The sequence below is a fragment of the Citrobacter sp. Cf116 genome (assembly GCF_030336505.1).
In the GTDB taxonomy this organism is placed as follows: domain Bacteria; phylum Pseudomonadota; class Gammaproteobacteria; order Enterobacterales; family Enterobacteriaceae; genus Citrobacter; species Citrobacter freundii.
The window spans coordinates 107,168-123,010 of record NZ_JAOWEQ010000040.1; the positions used below are offsets into that span (position 1 = coordinate 107,168).

The 15,843-nt window shown below is 51.0% G+C and carries 18 protein-coding genes; 3 read left to right on the top strand and 15 right to left on the bottom strand.

Features of this window, described 5'->3' with window-relative positions; genetic code table 11:
* The first annotated feature begins 14 nt into the window (after nucleotides 1-14).
* Nucleotides 15-410: a lysozyme inhibitor LprI family protein gene (locus tag OGV74_RS17260; RefSeq protein WP_032936250.1), complete on the top strand. Its 396-nt coding sequence runs from the start codon at nucleotides 15-17 to the stop codon at nucleotides 408-410.
* On the opposite strand, the gene rutR is transcribed toward OGV74_RS17260, so the two are convergent.
* The 3 genes from rutR to OGV74_RS17275 form a co-directional block, all read right to left on the bottom strand.
* The gene (gene rutR / locus OGV74_RS17265) at nucleotides 407-1,045 is read right to left on the bottom strand and encodes an HTH-type transcriptional regulator RutR (protein ID WP_003036026.1); all 639 of its coding nucleotides are present in this window, start codon (nucleotides 1,043-1,045) and stop codon (nucleotides 407-409) included. The two genes, OGV74_RS17260 and rutR, sit on opposite strands and share 4 nt — an antisense overlap.
* A gap of 58 nt (nucleotides 1,046-1,103) precedes the next feature.
* Complete coding sequence (locus tag OGV74_RS17270; protein WP_086503934.1) at nucleotides 1,104-2,018, bottom strand: DMT family transporter; 915 nt, start codon at nucleotides 2,016-2,018, stop codon at nucleotides 1,104-1,106.
* A gap of 161 nt (nucleotides 2,019-2,179) precedes the next feature.
* The gene (locus tag OGV74_RS17275) at nucleotides 2,180-2,353 is read right to left on the bottom strand and encodes a con-10 family general stress protein (protein WP_003036022.1); all 174 of its coding nucleotides are present in this window, start codon (nucleotides 2,351-2,353) and stop codon (nucleotides 2,180-2,182) included.
* Nucleotides 2,354-2,739: 386 nt separating this feature from the next.
* Between OGV74_RS17275 and wrbA the strand changes: the two genes are divergently transcribed.
* Complete coding sequence (gene wrbA, locus OGV74_RS17280; protein ID WP_003832057.1) at nucleotides 2,740-3,336, top strand: NAD(P)H:quinone oxidoreductase; 597 nt, start codon at nucleotides 2,740-2,742, stop codon at nucleotides 3,334-3,336.
* Nucleotides 3,337-3,356: 20 nt separating this feature from the next.
* The gene (locus tag OGV74_RS17285; protein WP_003036015.1) at nucleotides 3,357-3,584 is read left to right on the top strand and encodes a YccJ family protein; all 228 of its coding nucleotides are present in this window, start codon (nucleotides 3,357-3,359) and stop codon (nucleotides 3,582-3,584) included.
* A 38-nt stretch (nucleotides 3,585-3,622) separates the two neighbouring features.
* On the opposite strand, the gene agp is transcribed toward OGV74_RS17285, so the two are convergent.
* The 12 genes from agp to nqrC form a co-directional block, all read right to left on the bottom strand.
* Entirely contained in the window at nucleotides 3,623-4,864 is a 1,242-nt protein-coding gene (gene agp / locus OGV74_RS17290) for a bifunctional glucose-1-phosphatase/inositol phosphatase (protein WP_086503933.1), read from the bottom strand.
* An 87-nt stretch (nucleotides 4,865-4,951) separates the two neighbouring features.
* Nucleotides 4,952-5,659 carry an ArsR/SmtB family transcription factor gene (locus OGV74_RS17295; RefSeq protein ID WP_048219141.1) on the bottom strand — a complete coding sequence of 236 codons (708 nt, stop codon included), beginning with the start codon at nucleotides 5,657-5,659 and terminating at the stop codon, nucleotides 4,952-4,954.
* Nucleotides 5,660-5,728: 69 nt separating this feature from the next.
* A complete protein-coding gene (locus OGV74_RS17300) occupies nucleotides 5,729-6,484 on the bottom strand; it encodes a sulfite exporter TauE/SafE family protein (RefSeq protein ID WP_086503932.1) in 756 nt (251 codons plus the stop codon).
* Nucleotides 6,485-6,570: 86 nt separating this feature from the next.
* A complete protein-coding gene (locus tag OGV74_RS17305) occupies nucleotides 6,571-7,059 on the bottom strand; it encodes a hypothetical protein (RefSeq protein WP_003036005.1) in 489 nt (162 codons plus the stop codon).
* 24 nt (nucleotides 7,060-7,083) lie between these two features.
* On the bottom strand, nucleotides 7,084-7,569 hold the full coding sequence (locus OGV74_RS17310; protein WP_003036003.1) for a TlpA family protein disulfide reductase: 486 nt from the start codon (nucleotides 7,567-7,569) through the stop codon (nucleotides 7,084-7,086).
* Nucleotides 7,556-8,251 carry an ABC transporter ATP-binding protein gene (locus OGV74_RS17315; RefSeq protein WP_003836817.1) on the bottom strand — a complete coding sequence of 232 codons (696 nt, stop codon included), beginning with the start codon at nucleotides 8,249-8,251 and terminating at the stop codon, nucleotides 7,556-7,558. Before OGV74_RS17315 ends, OGV74_RS17310 begins: the two co-directional genes overlap by 14 nt.
* A gap of 4 nt (nucleotides 8,252-8,255) precedes the next feature.
* Complete coding sequence (locus OGV74_RS17320; RefSeq protein ID WP_199880166.1) at nucleotides 8,256-9,386, bottom strand: ABC transporter permease; 1,131 nt, start codon at nucleotides 9,384-9,386, stop codon at nucleotides 8,256-8,258.
* Entirely contained in the window at nucleotides 9,376-10,659 is a 1,284-nt protein-coding gene (locus OGV74_RS17325) for an ABC transporter permease (RefSeq protein ID WP_003836819.1), read from the bottom strand. The genes OGV74_RS17320 and OGV74_RS17325 overlap by 11 nt, the downstream gene beginning before the upstream one ends.
* 2 nt (nucleotides 10,660-10,661) lie before the next feature.
* The gene (locus tag OGV74_RS17330) at nucleotides 10,662-12,041 is read right to left on the bottom strand and encodes a Fe-S-containing protein (protein WP_086503930.1); all 1,380 of its coding nucleotides are present in this window, start codon (nucleotides 12,039-12,041) and stop codon (nucleotides 10,662-10,664) included.
* Nucleotides 12,042-12,241: 200 nt separating this feature from the next.
* Nucleotides 12,242-12,769 (bottom strand): iron transporter, encoded by a 528-nt coding sequence (locus tag OGV74_RS17335; RefSeq protein ID WP_003035987.1) that lies wholly within the window; start codon nucleotides 12,767-12,769, stop codon nucleotides 12,242-12,244.
* Nucleotides 12,770-12,798: 29 nt separating this feature from the next.
* Nucleotides 12,799-14,748, bottom strand: coding sequence for an FTR1 family iron permease (locus OGV74_RS17340; protein WP_286521272.1), 1,950 nt, complete (start codon nucleotides 14,746-14,748; stop codon nucleotides 12,799-12,801).
* Between the two features lie 272 nt (nucleotides 14,749-15,020).
* Entirely contained in the window at nucleotides 15,021-15,773 is a 753-nt protein-coding gene (nqrC, locus tag OGV74_RS17345; RefSeq protein ID WP_003035981.1) for an NADH:ubiquinone reductase (Na(+)-transporting) subunit C, read from the bottom strand.
* Nucleotides 15,774-15,843: the final 70 nt, after the last annotated feature.

The following is a 15,843-nucleotide window of genomic DNA, read 5'->3' on the forward strand; positions in this document are numbered from 1 at the left end:
AGCCAGAGGGAAGCATGAAACGAATCGTACTGACATGTGCAGCGCTGCTGCTGAGCGGCCAGGCGCTGGCGGATGACTGCGCCAACGCGAACACACAGATTGAGATGAACACCTGTGCGGCAGAGCAGTATAAGGCGGCCGACGCCAAACTTAATGAAACTTATCAGAATGCGCTGAAGCGCGCCGCTCCAACCCAGCGCGATTTACTGAAAAAAGCGCAAATATCCTGGATAACTTTGCGCGATGCAGACTGTGCGTTAATCAGTTCCGGCACCGAAGGCGGCAGCGTTCAGGCGATGATTTCCAGCCAGTGCCTGACGGATAAGACCAACGAGCGCGAGGCGTTTCTCGCCTCGCTCTTGCAGTGTGAAGAAGGCGATTTAAGCTGCCCACTACCACCGGCCAGTTAACGCACGCGGATCCCTTCAATAATCATCCGCTGTACGCTCTCGACCGTTTGGTTAAAAAAGGCTTCATCACGCAGCGTTGCGCCTGTCACCGCCTCTACCTGTGGGGCAAAGTCGGCGTAGTGCTGAGTTGAAGCCCAAATCATAAAAATCAGATGATGCGGATCGACCGGAGCCAGTTTTCCGCTTTTGATCCAACCGGCAATCAGCGCGGATTTCTCATCAATTAGCGTTTTGAGATCCCCCTCCAATTCTGCCATCAATAAAGGCGCTCCGGCCAGCATCTCCATACAAAACAGCCGTGATGCCTGAGGGTAATCGCGCGACACTTCCAGCTTAAGGCGAATGTATTCTTTAATGGCCACCAGCGGCGCAAAGTCTTCGCGAAAAGCTTTCAATGGAGCCAGCCAGATGTCGAGGATCTGCCGTAAAACGGCGATATAAAGCACCTCTTTTGACGGGTAGTAATAAAGTAAATTGGTTTTTGACACGCCCGCCTGCTCTGCCACCTGCTCCAGGCGCGTGCCGTGGATCCCATATTGGGAGAAGATATTTAATGCCGCGGTTAATATGGCCTGGCGTTTTGCACTGACGGCCTGCGAACGCTTACCTGTTTTTTTCTCTGCGCGTTGGACCATGCGCCCTCTCCTTCTTGTGAGGGCGTCAGCATACCAAATCACGCGGTGAATGGTTAAATTAAAGCGATTCCGGAGGCGCCTCTTGCGGCTGCGCTTTTTTCTTTTTGAACTTCAGCTCGCTGACCAGCACGCCAACAATAATGAATGCCGCACCAAGCAATGCAAGTAGCGGTAAGCGTTCACCCGCCAGACGGCCAAAGATTCCCGCCCACACTGGCTCACCGGTATAAATAACCGTCGCGCGCGTCGGCGAAACGCTACGCTGCGCCCAGTTCATGGTGACCTGAATAATCGCGCTGAAAATCCCCAGCCCCAGCGCCACCACCAGCAATCCGGTAGACATTGGCGGTACGGTCTCTCCGGCTGGTCCCATCGCAATAAACGCCACTATTGAAGCAGTTGCCAGTTGCACTACCGTTACCCGCCGTACATCCACTTTTCCCGCCCACGCGCTAATCAGGATAATTTCTGCCGCAATCGCCACCGCACCGGCGAGCGTGATCCACTCACCTTCGCCTAAAGCCAGTAAATTGCCTCCCGGTCCGGCAAGAAAAATCAATCCGATAAAGGCCAGTACAATACCGACGCACGGCATCAGTCCAGGTACGCGCCCCAGACACAGCCATTGTAAAAGCGGTACCAACGGAACGTACATCGCGGTAATAAACGCCGATTTACTGCTGGGAATAAACTGTAGCCCCCAGGTTTGCAGGCTATAGCCCAGCGCAATGGCGATACCGATTGCCACCCCTGCTTTGACTTCCAGCCATGTCAGCTTATGCAGTGTGTGTAACGACAAAATCGCGACCGCCAGCGCGGCAGTGGCAAAACGCACACCGACAAAGAAAAAAGGCCCGCTCAGGGTAACGGCATATTGCACCGCCAGAAACGTGCCACCCCAGAACATGGTGATCACAATGAGGATCGCTTCCTGAGGTTTAACAGAAAAGGAATAACGAGAGAGTAATGACATGAGACACCCGATTAACTGAATGTCATTAGTCTGCGTTGCGTTTTGTTACAGTTCAACCTTGCAGACAAAAAAAACCGCCGGAAGGATCCGGCGGCGGTGGCTACGTAACGTCTGTCTCTGACGCTCAGCCGTCACGATATATCTGACAGATAGCCCGACAATTACGATTTGTTGTTGCCGTGGCTATTTTTGCCCCCTTTTTTGCCTGCCTCTGAAGCGCGTTGCGGGTCATTCTTAAAGTTGCCCCCGCTGTGCTGGCCACCTTTTCGACCTGCTTCTGATGCTCTTTCGCGGTCTTCCGCAAAGTTGCCGGAACCGCCCCGATGGTTTGCCATTACTGACCTCCGTCATTGATTAGACATCATATTGCATAGGTACTGAGGAGTGATACCTCACGCAGCGTTACGGGCGAGGCCCTGAAAATAACTGCGTGGGATTAAGCATAGTGAAGCGTGGACTGGGCAGACGCTAACTGTAATATCCTGCAACAGGATCAGGAGTACCAAAGAAATAATCACCCTAAGAAATCAATAAGTCTTTCTTATGACTACCGAATTCACCCCAGTTAAATATGTATCATTTTGCTACAAAGCAGGTTGTTGTAAAAATTGTTATAAATCAAAGAAGTGATTGTGAAATTTGCACTCCTGACAGTACGTCATATCTTTAAAGGTAGGTAGCGAGTCGCTACGAACACGGTTAACTCGAGGAGTAGTGTAAAATGGCAAAAGTTCTGGTGCTTTATTATTCCATGTACGGACACATTGAAACTATGGCCCATGCAGTCGCAGAAGGCGCAAATAAGGTAGATGGCGCGGAAGTGATTATTAAGCGCGTACCAGAGACCATGCAGCCTGAGATTTTCCTTAAGGCTGGCGGCAAAACACAAAACGCACCAGTCGCAACCCCGCAAGAACTAGCTGATTACGACGCCATCATTTTTGGTACCCCCACGCGCTTTGGCAATATGTCCGGTCAGATGCGTACCTTCCTCGACCAGACTGGCGGACTGTGGGCCTCTGGTGGTCTGTACGGCAAACTCGCCAGCGTATTCAGCTCAACGGGAACCGGCGGCGGTCAGGAACAAACCATTACCTCAACCTGGACTACGCTTGCCCACCATGGGATGGTGATTGTGCCTATCGGTTACGCGGCGCAAGAGCTGTTTGATGTCTCTCAAGTTCGCGGCGGTACCCCTTACGGTGCAACCACCATTGCCGGAGGCGACGGCTCCCGCCAGCCAAGTCAGGAAGAATTATCTATCGCCCGCTATCAGGGTGAATATGTCGCAGGTCTGGCAGTAAAACTCAACGGCTAATCTTCAACAGGAGGATTCGAATGCCAACTCAAGAAGCGAAAGCCCATCGCGTCGGCGAATGGGCAAGTCTGCGCAATACATCGCCGGAAATAGCCGAAGCCATTTTTGAAGTCGCACATTATGACGAGAAACTGGCGGAAAAAATTTGGGAAGAAGGTAGCGATGAGGTACTCATCAAAGCCTTTGAAAAAACAGACAAAGATTCGCTCTTTTGGGGTGAACAGACTATCGAACGTAAAAACGTCTAGCGCTCAGACTCCCCCGCGAACACGGGGGAGTTTTTCTTTTATTTAGCCGCCTCATTCAGCACGCTGTCGAACTTATCTATCGGGCAAAAACCATCCGCATCTATCGGACATCCTTTCAGCTCAAGCGTTACGCGCTGCGCCGGGGATTTCAGCGTCAGAACATCTGCATTACGCAACTGCTGCGAGCTCTGATACACATACTCGATTTTCATCAGATCACGATTTGCGTTGCTGTCATGCCAGCGCTGGAAGACAATCTTCCCGCCAATCGGCGTACGCTCGTTCTGATCGTGAAGCTGGTATGGTTTGAAATCCAGCGCGGTGAGCAGCGAAGCGATGTTTGAGTCATGTCCCACCAGCACGGTTATTTTCGGTGCTTTCGCGCGTTCCGTAACCAGCGCATTATCAATATATTTCACCAGAGGTTTGGCGACGTTCTGCGCCACTTCCGGGGAGGTGAACAGGCTGTCCTGATAGCCATTTTTCAGCTTCGACAGAACCTTCCACTGCTGATCCGATTTAATCTCGCCCCAGGCAACCTTGTCCATAGGGAAGCCTTCGTAATACTGCAGCGTGAAGGCATCGACCAGCGAATTCCCCACCTTCAGCGGCCCCGATACGCCTGGCTCCTGCTGGTATTTCGCGCTGAACGTATCTTTGGCATCGGTCAGGGAACACTGCTGTTTTTCTTTACAGGATGGAGAGTCTTTGTAGTCGGTCATTTGCTCAAGCAACTGATAGCTATCGTTGAGTTGCATTTTACTACGCTCTTTCTCCATGGCCTGAACGGCCTGCTGGCTGAAGGTGGCGGAATCATCGGTGATCACCGGATTAAAGGTGGGATCCATGGTGCCCATTTTTTCCTGATGATGGACCGGAACATCGCAACCAGGGAAAGCGCCGGTGACAAAGAACTGCGCCGTAGCAACAGTGCGCTGCAGGCTGTTAGCATAGGTATAAACCGTATCCGGTGCCGGACATTCGCCCGATTTCACCATCCCCTGCTCTGCCAGCCACTCTCGCATGTAGTGACCCATATAGATTTCCAGCACACCGCCTTTGGTGGTGAGTTGTCCGCCGGGGACATCCCACTCTGGCCATTGCTTGGGGGTGGACTGTTCAAGAACGCTGCCATTATTGGCTAAAGGTGCACGTAAGTTATGCCGACTCATCATCAATACTTGTTGAAGCTGATACCCTTCCGGCGCGGTCTGCGCCTGCGCGGCGGTTGACCATAATACAGCCCCTGCCACGGCTGCGGCGATTAACGATTTATTCATCCCTACGACCTCTTGTTGTTATCAATCACAACAGAGTGTGACAGAAATATGACATATTTCCGGGAACGCTTTCGCAAAACAGACCATCTAGCGTGTCGTTTTAACACCAAACTCGGTTTCGAGTTTACGAATGCCAAGAGGTGTGAAGATGACGTGGCGGCTGCCCTGTACTGTTTTTATCCATCGCTGTTCACTGAACCAGCGCAGCAACGTTGCGCCAAGCACACCACCAGGATGATAACGTCGCTCGCTCCAGTCCAGACAACCGCAGGTTAACTTCCGCCGGGATGAGCCAGCAGTGAGGACAATCCCCATCAGCGCCAGCTTTTCCCGTCCAAGTGACGTCAGCGTTTCGCCATCCGGCGTTAACCACTGGCGGGAAACCAGCGTATCGAACAGCCTTACCGCCACCTCTCCGGCGAGATGGTCGTAGCAGGTGCGGGCATGCCGCAAGCTTAGCGGCGTAGTAATTTTTCGTGGTACGGATGTGCACCACGCCACGCCCATCAGGCGCTCCAGCAGTTCGGCGATATCGGGACTCGCAAGGCGAAAATAACGATGCCTGCCCTGCGCCAACGCCACAACAAAGCGTTGTTCGCACAGACGCGCGAGATGCGCGCTGGCGGTCGACGCGGACACATCCGCCACAGCGCTGAGCTCGGTCGCGGTCCAGGCACGGCCATCCATCAGGGCGCACAGCATACGCGAGCGCGACTTATCGGCCATTGCCGCCGCAGTAAGCGCCATTCTCGACTCCAGATCGCCCTCTTCTTCATGTAACATCACGGATGCCATAACGACCTCATTGCCCCTGAATCTCTGAATTAACGATGCCATGAAAGTCGCGCAAAGTCACCGAACCGGTCACATAGCACGCAGCATCATCTCTGTACCCAACCCGACCAGACAAAACAGAAAACAGCGTTTAAACACGAGCGGAGAAATAACCCTTCGCACACGGGTTCCTATCCACTGGCCAATAAGTGCAGGAACAATGGCCAAAGCCGACAAGCTTAAAGATTGTACGGGCAGCGCGTTGTGCCACCACAGACCCAGCGCCAATGCCAGGGTCGAAAAGGTAAAAGAGATCCCGAGCGCCTGTACCAGTTCATCTTTCTCAAAGCCCAGGGACTGGATCCAGGGTACGGCGGGTATCACAAACACCCCGGTTCCGCCGGTCAATAAGCCGGTCACAAATCCAATAACGAGGGAGTACGGTTTTTCACGCTGCGGGGCCACCGTGATTTTCTTTCCCGCCAGCGTCCAGATAGCGTAGGCCACCAGCGCCACGCCGAGCGCAAACTGAGTTCGGGTGGTGTCGCCCCCGGTAATCCAGGCGCTGGCAAGCAGAGTCGCCACTACCACTGTCAGCAGCATTGGCCACAGTCGTTTGAGTAATTGGCGTGTATTTCCACCACCGCCAAACTGGAACAAATTGCTTATCAGCGAAGGCAATAGCAGCATAGCCGCCGCCGCAACCGGTGAAATAAGCGATCCGAGGATCCCCATCGCCACGGTAGGTAACCCCATACCCGTAACGCCTTTCACCATCCCGGCGAGGACAAATGTGGCGACAATCATCATCACCAGGGAGGATTCAAATGCGTATACATTGGCCATTCTTTATTTTCCCACAAAAAAAGATAAGCCAGATTAAACGCAACTATGAATACTTGCTTCGTCGGTTGACGAAATATGCCATTCAATTATTCGCAGATAATCACTTCGCTGCGGATATTGCGTGCACAATATAAGGTTCCATCTGTCAAATACAATTGATGAAAGCGCGTGTTATCTGGGATGTTGTGTAAAAGGGAACGCTCAGTATCAATGAACTCTCGTTGTATCCGATAATGAACCGCATCATCAGTTTCAAAGGAAACGTATTCCCGTTTGGTATATGGTTTACTTTTTAATTTCACATACACAATGTATTGCACCGTACTGAATGTCAGTCCAGTTTTTGCAGCAATCTCTTTCAGATTTAGTGGTTCAGAAGACGTATAGAGTGTTTGTACCTGTTCAATACGTTTTTGATTGTAGGCGGATACCCGCAGGCTGAGTTTCAGTCGATACGCCATATTGCGCACAACCGTAATATTAGTGTGAAGCATCCCCGCAATCTGCTCCGTCGTGAGAACGCCTGCGTTTTCACGCAGGACGGCCAGACTCTCTTTATTCCACCTGAATGCCATATAGTGTTTCTCTTTGTATCGCGTTCATCGGGCGGCCAGTCGCGCAAACGTTGCATCTAACTCAGGCGGTTTCCGCATCCCCTGGTGTAATTCCAGTACACGACCATCCCTGTCAATTAACACAGAGGTTGGCGTGCCGATGACCTGATAGCGTTCCTGGGAAATCTTAAGCTGATCGCGGAGTACCGGGTAAGAAACCTGATGTTTCGCCAGTAAGTCATCTATGTTAACCGTTGCCGGATCGGTATTCACAGCCACGACCACAACGTTATCGCCCCACTTTTTACTTAGCGCCTCCAGCGCGTCCATTTCGGCAAGACAGCCACCGCATCCCGCCGACCAAAAGTTTAGATAAATAGCCTTTCCACGCCAGCGCTCAAGCCCAGCCTTCCCCCCCTGCAGGTCGAATGTTGCCAGCGCCGGGGCTTGCTGCCCAACCACCAACTTCTCTTCTTTACATCCACTAATCAGAACCAAAATGGCGAAAGTTAATACGTTAATCCAGCGCATGTTGATTAGCCTCCTCACCGTGATATTTGCCATGCTGCAAACGGATAATACGATCGGCAAATAACCCCAGCGCCGGATTATGCGTCACCATCACAATCGTGCGCCCCTGCCGATGCAGGTCAGTGAGTAGATCCAACACCCGCTGTTCATTCTCTTCATCGAGGTTACCCGTAGGTTCATCGGCAAAAATCACCGGCGGCTCATTGACCAGCGCCCGGGCAATGCACACCCGTTGCTGCTCTCCCCCAGAAAGTTGACTCGGCAGGTGCGTTACTCGATGCCCAAGACCGACTTGTTCCAGAACCTTCCTGGCCGCCGCTTCATCTACCACGCTATGGTAGTGTTGCGCCAGCATGATATTCTCCAGCGCGGTTAAAAACGGGATCAGATGAAACTGCTGGAATACCAACCCTATTTTCTCAGCGCGAAAACGGCGACGCCCCTCTTCATCCAGTGCGGCAGCATCAATCCCATCTAAAAACACCTGACCTTCTGTCGCGGTGTCCAGGCAGGTCAGAATATTCATCAGTGTCGTTTTACCCGAACCAGAAGCGCCCATAATCGCGACAAACTCCCCCTGCACTATTTGCAGGTTGATGTCATCTAAGGCGGTAACATCGCCGAACCGTTTATATAAATGGCGGGTTTCAATCGCCATTGATGGGGTCTGCACAACGGACATGGCGTTACTCTCCTTTCAACACTTTTGCGGGTTCGATGCTAACCGCGCGACGGACCGGAACAATCGCCGCCAGAATGGCGACCAGTAAAGATAATGTCAGGGTGATGGGCAGCACTGGCCAGCGTAGCGATATTGCGGCATTGAATACAGTCAGTCCCAGTAGTTGGGCCAACATATACCCTAAGATCCACCCACAAACCACTGCAGCCAGCGCGATAATGCAGGTTTCAAGGAGAATTTGCCGGACAATATCACCGTTGCTGGCCCCCAACGCTTTTTGCAGCGCAAATTCCCTTGCCCGCTCACCCACAATGGCCATCAACGTGGTATTCACACACAAAGATGACAGCGCAAGGATCACAACCGATACCAGCCCCATTAACCCTTTTATTTTATCCAGTACCTGTCCTTCTGATGCGGAGACTTTCCGTATTGGACGGATCTCCAGATCCGGGTATTGAGCCTGCAATCGGCTGGCATAGTTTTCCACCTGACCGACATCGTTACTGACACTCAGCAGCCCATGGCTGATTTTATCGGGCTGATGCAACCACGCCTGCGCCACTTCAAGACTCACAATTAGCATGTTATCTGTCGCATCACCGGCTTCAACAATGCCTTTTATCTGTAAGTTTTTGCGCTGATTGTGATCCATCAGGATGATGTTATCGCCCGGTTGGACGTTAAGACGCTCAGCCAATTTGATGCCAATCATCGCATTGCGATCGTCAAAGCTGACACCAATCCAATTCCCCTGAACCTGCCAGTACGGCACCAGCTTTTGCAAGGATTCAAACCACACGCCGACAATCACCACCTTCTCCAGCTCGGTACGCGCCATACCGTAAAGCCAAGGACTGGCTCCGTGAACCAGGCCTTGCGGTGCCTGATCTAAAATAGTCTGCAACGCTTGCTGCGGCATGCCGGAGCCATGGCCTGGCCCGATGTAGAAATTTGCGCCAAAGGTCCGCAATTCTTCACTCATTTTGGTATTGATGTCGAACCACACCGCAGATAGCGCGGTCACAATGGTCGCCCCGACCATCAATGCGGCAAATACTACGCTAACTCGCTGAAAACGCAGACGCAGTGCCCGCCATACCAGCAACCAGAGCATCGTACGTTTAGCGGCCATACAGCACCTCCACAGGATACAGGCGGGCAATACGGCGGGCCGGGAACCAGGTGCCAATCAGGGCAATCAGGACCGCAATAACCAATACACATGGCACCACAATCCAGGCAAAATTCAATGGCGCATCAAATAGCATCAGGCCAATCGCTTTCGCCATTCCCCATCCAGCAACACATCCCAATGCCCCTCCGGCCAGTCCACTGGACGCGGCTTCAAGATAGAACAACAGCATGATTTGCCACTGATGCGCGCCAAGCGCCTTCATCAGGCCGATCTCTTTAGCGCGTTCCATAATGGTGCTGGTCATAAGTGACGCAATTCCCATAGCCGAAGCTGCCAGTGCTGCGACGGTCACTACGGCCATCAGCAACTGAATTTTATCGATTACAACCCCCTCAGATGCAGCAACCTGCCACACAGGGCGAACTTCTGCACCGGAAATAGCCTCCTCCAGTTGATGAGCAATGGACGAGACATAGGCAGTGCAGTACCAAAGGTCGTACTCTTCAGCATTCAGTGCATCGAGATTTTCACGCGCCCGACGCGACAATTCATTTTCCGGCACCGTCAGCGCTGAGACACGAATGGCCTGTACTTTGCCGGGTAAATCCAGCAACGTTTGCGCCGTGCTCAACGGCATAACCAGTTGGTTATCCTCGTCCCCGCCGCTGGAGAGAATGCCGCTGACGGCCACATTCAACGTTGTATTGCTGGTACGGATCACCAGTTTATCGCCTGGCTTCCAGCCCGTTTGTCGTGCCAACGCATGCCCTACCAGTGTTTGAGGAGCATCACCAGCAGGCTCTTGCGGCCAGTGGCCTGTCACTTGCCAGAACGGGCTTACCGTTTTTTGCCCCGTCTCAAACCCTTCTTCATCTGGAATATCTACCGGTTGGCTGAAGAAGGTGCCGAGAATACGTACTTCTTTGCCGTTAACGTCGACATCACCGCCAAGCATAGGGGCAAAGCCGACAATGTTGTTGCGCCAGAAGATATCCTTAATGTTGGGGAGTTCCGCTTCATCAAGGAAATCCTGTCCTGATAGTGGATTACTGTTTTCACTGAAAAGTGCAGGAAGCGCCGCCTGTCCGGCAGGTTCAATCAAAATATTGGCACCATAGGACTTCAATTCTCTGGACATTTTATCGCCAATATCAATCGACACCGCCAGCAGGGCGGAGATAAGGCTGGACGCAAGAAAGACGGTCATAATAGCCAGCCCCTTGCGTCGGAGATTACGCCCCCAGGATTGTCGTAACATTCTCCACAGCATTGTTACTCCTCCCTCAATTCAGCAGGGACGAACTGTTCCGGGGTTTTACGGAAGCGATCGTAATTGGCCTCGGACGAGAAAAACCAGGTTTTGCCACCATAGCTGTATTTGTAGTCAGCAGAAGTATTGGTCAATGTGGAACCATCAACCGGGTCGGTCACCTTGATGGTCATGACCGTCGAGAAGTAATTCACGCCAGCAGCCAGCTCTTTACCTGGGATCACCAGCTCTTTCTCATCATTACGCCAGTTTTCAATTGGCACAGGATTGCAACCACCAGGTTTACCAATCGAAGGAATGAAAATGTGTACCCCGCATGCCACGCAGATAACCTGATTACCTTCCATCACGTAACCCTGATCGCCGCACAGTAGACAGGCATCAAAAACTACCCCCAAACGCAACTTGTCGGGATAACGGTTAATCACGAAAAAACGTACCGCTTTACCATCATCAGCCACCCAAACAAAGCGGTGCAGCTTGCCATCACGGAGTCGTTCTATTGGCAGATGAACCATGCCATCACTGGCAAGTTGTACCGGAATGGCTTCTGACAACTGCGGCGGTTGAGAGGCGACTTTTTCCCACCACAGTTGTCCGGCGATCACCACCACCGCACAACCTAGCGTGACCAGCCAAAGACGAAACGCATTTCGACGATGCGCCAGCGCCAGTCGATAAGCAATCGGCTCATCGGCTTTACGCGTCTGGCGGAACGCGCATAACAACGCCGGTACCCAGCACAGTGCCAGAGCAAGTAATAGGGCGGCCCCCAACCAGTTATACATCGCCGCGTTGTTTGTCACTTTGGCCACGAAACTCAATAGCGATTTCGCCAGCGGTAGCACCTGCAGTTTCATTAGCAGTAGCAACAAATTACCGCTTAATGGCAGCCAAATCATGGCCATCAGAATCAGCGTCAACGGCCAGTAGAGTCCACGAATACGACGCAACAGCATGGCGCTCAGTACCCCAACCAGGCAGAGGATCGCAAATGCCAATAGCATTGCCGTCAGATTCAACAGCAGATCGGTATTTAGCACATGGGTGCTGGTTAATCCGCCGAGATTGGGATCCAAAGCCCAATGTCGGGCTGCGCCAAACACCAAAATCCCCTGCCACAGGTAGCGAATGCGCTTTGATACCCACCAGAAGCTCAACACAAACAGCAGCGTAATCATCACTTCTGTGCCAACCAGCAACAATTGCACTGGCTGCGAGCCACGGAGGGTAAGTCCCACCAGCACGCCAACGATTAAACCTGTGAGTAAGGTCCAGACGAGTGGGCGCAAAGAAGGGGGATCGATGCGACTCCAGAGAACCCCGGAGAGCAGCGCAATGCAGAAAAAAACCTGTAGCGTCGTGACAAAAAAATAACTCATAACATCGACTCTGTACGGCGGATTGAATGATGTAACTATCCAGGTACATCGATAATTTAGAGCCAGCCCATCAGGGGGATAAGTTCGCGGTCAGTTAAGACATGAGCAGCGCAAAACAAATCGTGGGTACACTTCGTACGTAAGATTGTGAGCACTGCCCGGTCCAAAATGGCAAATCAAGCAGCCTGATGGAAAAGCGCTTAGTTCAGGCCGACGTATTTAAATTCATAACTCACGTCAAATGGTTTCCACCAACGACCAACGCCGGTCTCACTGTCTGTATGACGGTGCATACCTGCTTTTGACGGCGGTTCGATGTGATAGGTCACTTTATAGTTACCCACCCCCATCATTTTGATGTTCGCACCGTAATGAGGGCCATCGCTGGCAACCATCGGCATGAACGTACCTTCTTGTTTTTCACCCGTATCACTGTTAATCAAGGTGTAACTGATAGTCAGATAAGGGATCCACTCGCCTGCGCCAAAACCATTTTTACTGCCTTCCACGGCATGAATATCCGCCTCAAGGTGAATATCGGCTTTTGCTGCCGGTAATCCCATGCCACGCGGTTCCATATCGATTGGCTGCAGGTAAACAGCGGCCAGTTCCATCTCATTCATGGTGACAGGCTCACCTGCCGGATACTCCTTAAAGGCAAACGCTGCCGGAGCAGTGAAAATACCGGCCATCACTGCACTGGCAATCAGGGTTTTCTTCATGGTCATCAGACATATCCTCTCGTCTCAAATAACAGCTATAGATTAGTTTTTATCGTTTCCCCAGGAACAGTGCTTTTCCTCCGCATCACCCACAGCGCCGCCAGCGCCGCAAGTAGCAATATGGCCTGCGGTAATAACGTTTCCACGTAGGGATAAATTCCCAACCAACTGATTTCGGGGAAGCCGTTAATCAACGTTGGCTGGAACAGCTTACCTTCCACCAGTTCCAGAACCCCTTTGCCCGCAAATACAAAGGCCATCAGGTACATAAAACTGCCGGTAAACATAAAGAACGGCTTCAAAGGCAGGCGTACAACCGAGTAGCGCATAATGAGCCAGGCGACCAGCAGAACAACACAGCCGATAACAAAACCTGCCGCAATCGCCATATGCCCAGAAATATCATTTGCATCCCCGATCAGGGCGTAGTAAAACAGCACGGTCTCCGCCCCTTCGCGGTAAACCGCCAGGAAACTGGTAAGCCACAGTCCAACCAGTGAACCACGGGAAAGTGAGTGGGACAGTTTCCCTTCCAGCCATGCTTTCCAGTGGCGAGCCTCGACTTTAGACAGTAACCAGTAGCTCATGAAGAACAGCATGACGACGGCAATCAGCATCGTTACGCCTTCCAGCAGTTCTCGGCTGGCGCCGGAATTCGTGAACAGGAGTTGGAATATCACAGCGGTAATGACGCTGGCGAATAATGCAACAATCACCGACTGGCGAATTAACGGAAGCTTATCCTGGTGATTGTTTTTCACCATATAAGCCACGATGGCCGCCACAATAAGCAGGGCCTCCAGTCCTTCGCGGACAATGATCATCAGGCTGTAGAGCAGCAGGCTCCACTGGGTTTCTACTCCTTCTCCCAACATCACCACCGCTTTTTGTAAATCCTGCTCCAGTGCGCTGGCTTCGGCGTTGAGTCTTTCCACTGGCTGACCCGCTTTCATCAGACTAACCAGACGCGTGAAGTAAGCCTCCAGCGAGGTTTTAAACGCCGAATCGCGAGAACCGATTTTGTTTTCCATACCGCTAGCTTCAAAGCGGTCAAAATAACTGTCTTGCACATCCAGAATGGCATTCTTCGCATCGCCCTCCTGGTAACGGGCAATCGCTTTCTGAATACTTTGATGGATACCCAACGAGACGGCAGCCCAGTCTGCGCGGGCTATATCATCCTGTGCCTTGGGCGTATTCCCCGTATTTTGCACCGCCGTGACCTGCTGTTCGTCACGGGTAGTAGGCAAACCAGGCAGAAGATCCTCAATATCCTGTAACAACGTAGTGACCTGATAAGAGACATCATTAAGGCGATCTGGCTCTGCGGTGAGCGCAATCAACGCAGAAAATTGCTGGTTAATCGCAGCAGCGTCTTTTGCCGATCGATTCTGTCTGACCGACATTTCCATCTCTGAGTTTTTAAAACCCTGATAGTGCGCTTGTTGAACGTTTTGGCTGGCTACGCTTAAATTCCCGGCCTGATAGTTATTTACTGCCTGGGCCAACAAATCGTCGATAACACGAAAACTCTCTTGCCAGTGTACGGCGATATCTGTCCTGGAAAACGCATTGTGCTGCTCTTCGGCAACCAGGCGATGTCCGCCATCTAACACAGGTTCAACTTCGCGCAGCGAGGCTTTGAGCCAGTCGATTTTAGACTGCACGTCAGAGAGCGATTTTTTTGCGCCAATCATGCGACGGATCTCACCAAAAGCGCTTTCCATCTCATAACTTTTGCTGGCGGAAATGTTGATTCGAATAGGACCTTCAAGGTTTTCAAATACCTCAAAGTAGGCCATTTGCACCGTTCGCCGCGCTTCATCAGTTTGTTGCTGAGAGTAAAGTTCTGCTGTTATATCAAGACGTTGCTCAATATCCTCAATGAATGGAGCATAGTTTGTTGCGGCCCATACATGAAGGCTTACAAGCAAGCTACACAAAGTGGTCAGCAGGAAAACACAGAACTTACGCACGGTACGCATCCCGTAAAATACAAATGATAATTATTATCATTATAGATTTTAGCTTGCGTTGTACATGACCTGGATCATAAAAATGTCAACGGGTAACAAGTTATGTAAATTTATCTCATGAAAATGTGATGAATACGAAACTGAGACATTTGGGATTGATTAGTGATGCCGTCAATACAGGAGAATTTATCGGTGATATGGAATAGAGTTGCCCCATACTCACTGACGCAAATGAGGCCAACAGTGAGTATGAAGATAAACGTTATTTAAGACAAAAGTGATCAGGGAACTATTATATCAGGACCACGAGTAATCCGTTGCAAAAAACGGCCGTAACCCTGTTCGCCTGTCCAGTAGTTGATGCTTCTCTCAACCCCATTCGATGTCAGGGTCGCGCCAGAAATACCATCCACTGTATATTCATCGATATTCTCTGGTTTCTCCTGAGTTATTCTTAGCGCTGGCATCCAGTTATTATCAACCACTTTTTTACCCGGCCATTGCTTGCGCCAACTTTCATCTTCCACTCTGGCTCCCAAAAAAGGAGTTTCCCGCTGCTGATAGTAATACAGGTTTTTAACCGTACGTCCGTCTGGGTCAAGAGCCAGAAAGGCATACATCATTGACTTCGCACCCTCACCGAAAACAGGGAGTATAATTTGTTGAATTTTATTACTTTTATCTTTTACAAGATATACATCTGCAATAGTACAGCGCTGATGGATCTTCGCGGGATCATGTTCCGGAGCGAGTTTTTTACATCCCTGCGTCTGGACGTCATCAGCTACCCATTCACCGGAATCCAGATTAACCTTACGCGCTAAAATATAACGTTGATACAAATTTTTAATTGTTTTTTTATCGTGCTCATCTGATTTCAACAGGCCTGAAGCATGCAGAATGGCGGCATATTTCTCTTCACTGGTAGGTTCAGTGAGTTCCCCCTGATACATCATAAACCAGACAATAGCAGCAATAAAAATAAGGATACAAAAAAACATCATTGATATAACAATAACTTTACCCTTGCGCATTATTCTATAATCCCTGCGAGAAATAAGATATTTAAAACATCATCAGATATGCCATTATCCTTGTGAATTT

Coding starts and splice junctions, on each gene's coding strand:
- OGV74_RS17320 (WP_199880166.1), bottom strand. CDS start 9,386: ATGGCCGCTAAACGTACGATGCTCTGGTTGCTGGTATGGCGGGCACTG.
- OGV74_RS17340 (WP_286521272.1), bottom strand. CDS start 14,748: ATGCGTACCGTGCGTAAGTTCTGTGTTTTCCTGCTGACCACTTTGTGT.
- OGV74_RS17275 (WP_003036022.1), bottom strand. CDS start 2,353: ATGGCAAACCATCGGGGCGGTTCCGGCAACTTTGCGGAAGACCGCGAA.
- OGV74_RS17315 (WP_003836817.1), bottom strand. CDS start 8,251: ATGTCCGTTGTGCAGACCCCATCAATGGCGATTGAAACCCGCCATTTA.
- nqrC (WP_003035981.1), bottom strand. CDS start 15,773: ATGCGCAAGGGTAAAGTTATTGTTATATCAATGATGTTTTTTTGTATC.
- wrbA (WP_003832057.1), top strand. CDS start 2,740: ATGGCAAAAGTTCTGGTGCTTTATTATTCCATGTACGGACACATTGAA.
- agp (WP_086503933.1), bottom strand. CDS start 4,864: ATGAATAAATCGTTAATCGCCGCAGCCGTGGCAGGGGCTGTATTATGG.
- OGV74_RS17300 (WP_086503932.1), bottom strand. CDS start 6,484: ATGGCCAATGTATACGCATTTGAATCCTCCCTGGTGATGATGATTGTC.
- OGV74_RS17325 (WP_003836819.1), bottom strand. CDS start 10,659: ATGCTGTGGAGAATGTTACGACAATCCTGGGGGCGTAATCTCCGACGC.
- OGV74_RS17270 (WP_086503934.1), bottom strand. CDS start 2,018: ATGTCATTACTCTCTCGTTATTCCTTTTCTGTTAAACCTCAGGAAGCG.
- OGV74_RS17330 (WP_086503930.1), bottom strand. CDS start 12,041: ATGAGTTATTTTTTTGTCACGACGCTACAGGTTTTTTTCTGCATTGCG.
- OGV74_RS17260 (WP_032936250.1), top strand. CDS start 15: ATGAAACGAATCGTACTGACATGTGCAGCGCTGCTGCTGAGCGGCCAG.
- OGV74_RS17295 (WP_048219141.1), bottom strand. CDS start 5,659: ATGGCATCCGTGATGTTACATGAAGAAGAGGGCGATCTGGAGTCGAGA.
- OGV74_RS17310 (WP_003036003.1), bottom strand. CDS start 7,569: ATGCGCTGGATTAACGTATTAACTTTCGCCATTTTGGTTCTGATTAGT.
- OGV74_RS17305 (WP_003036005.1), bottom strand. CDS start 7,059: ATGGCATTCAGGTGGAATAAAGAGAGTCTGGCCGTCCTGCGTGAAAAC.
- OGV74_RS17335 (WP_003035987.1), bottom strand. CDS start 12,769: ATGACCATGAAGAAAACCCTGATTGCCAGTGCAGTGATGGCCGGTATT.
- OGV74_RS17285 (WP_003036015.1), top strand. CDS start 3,357: ATGCCAACTCAAGAAGCGAAAGCCCATCGCGTCGGCGAATGGGCAAGT.
- rutR (WP_003036026.1), bottom strand. CDS start 1,045: ATGGTCCAACGCGCAGAGAAAAAAACAGGTAAGCGTTCGCAGGCCGTC.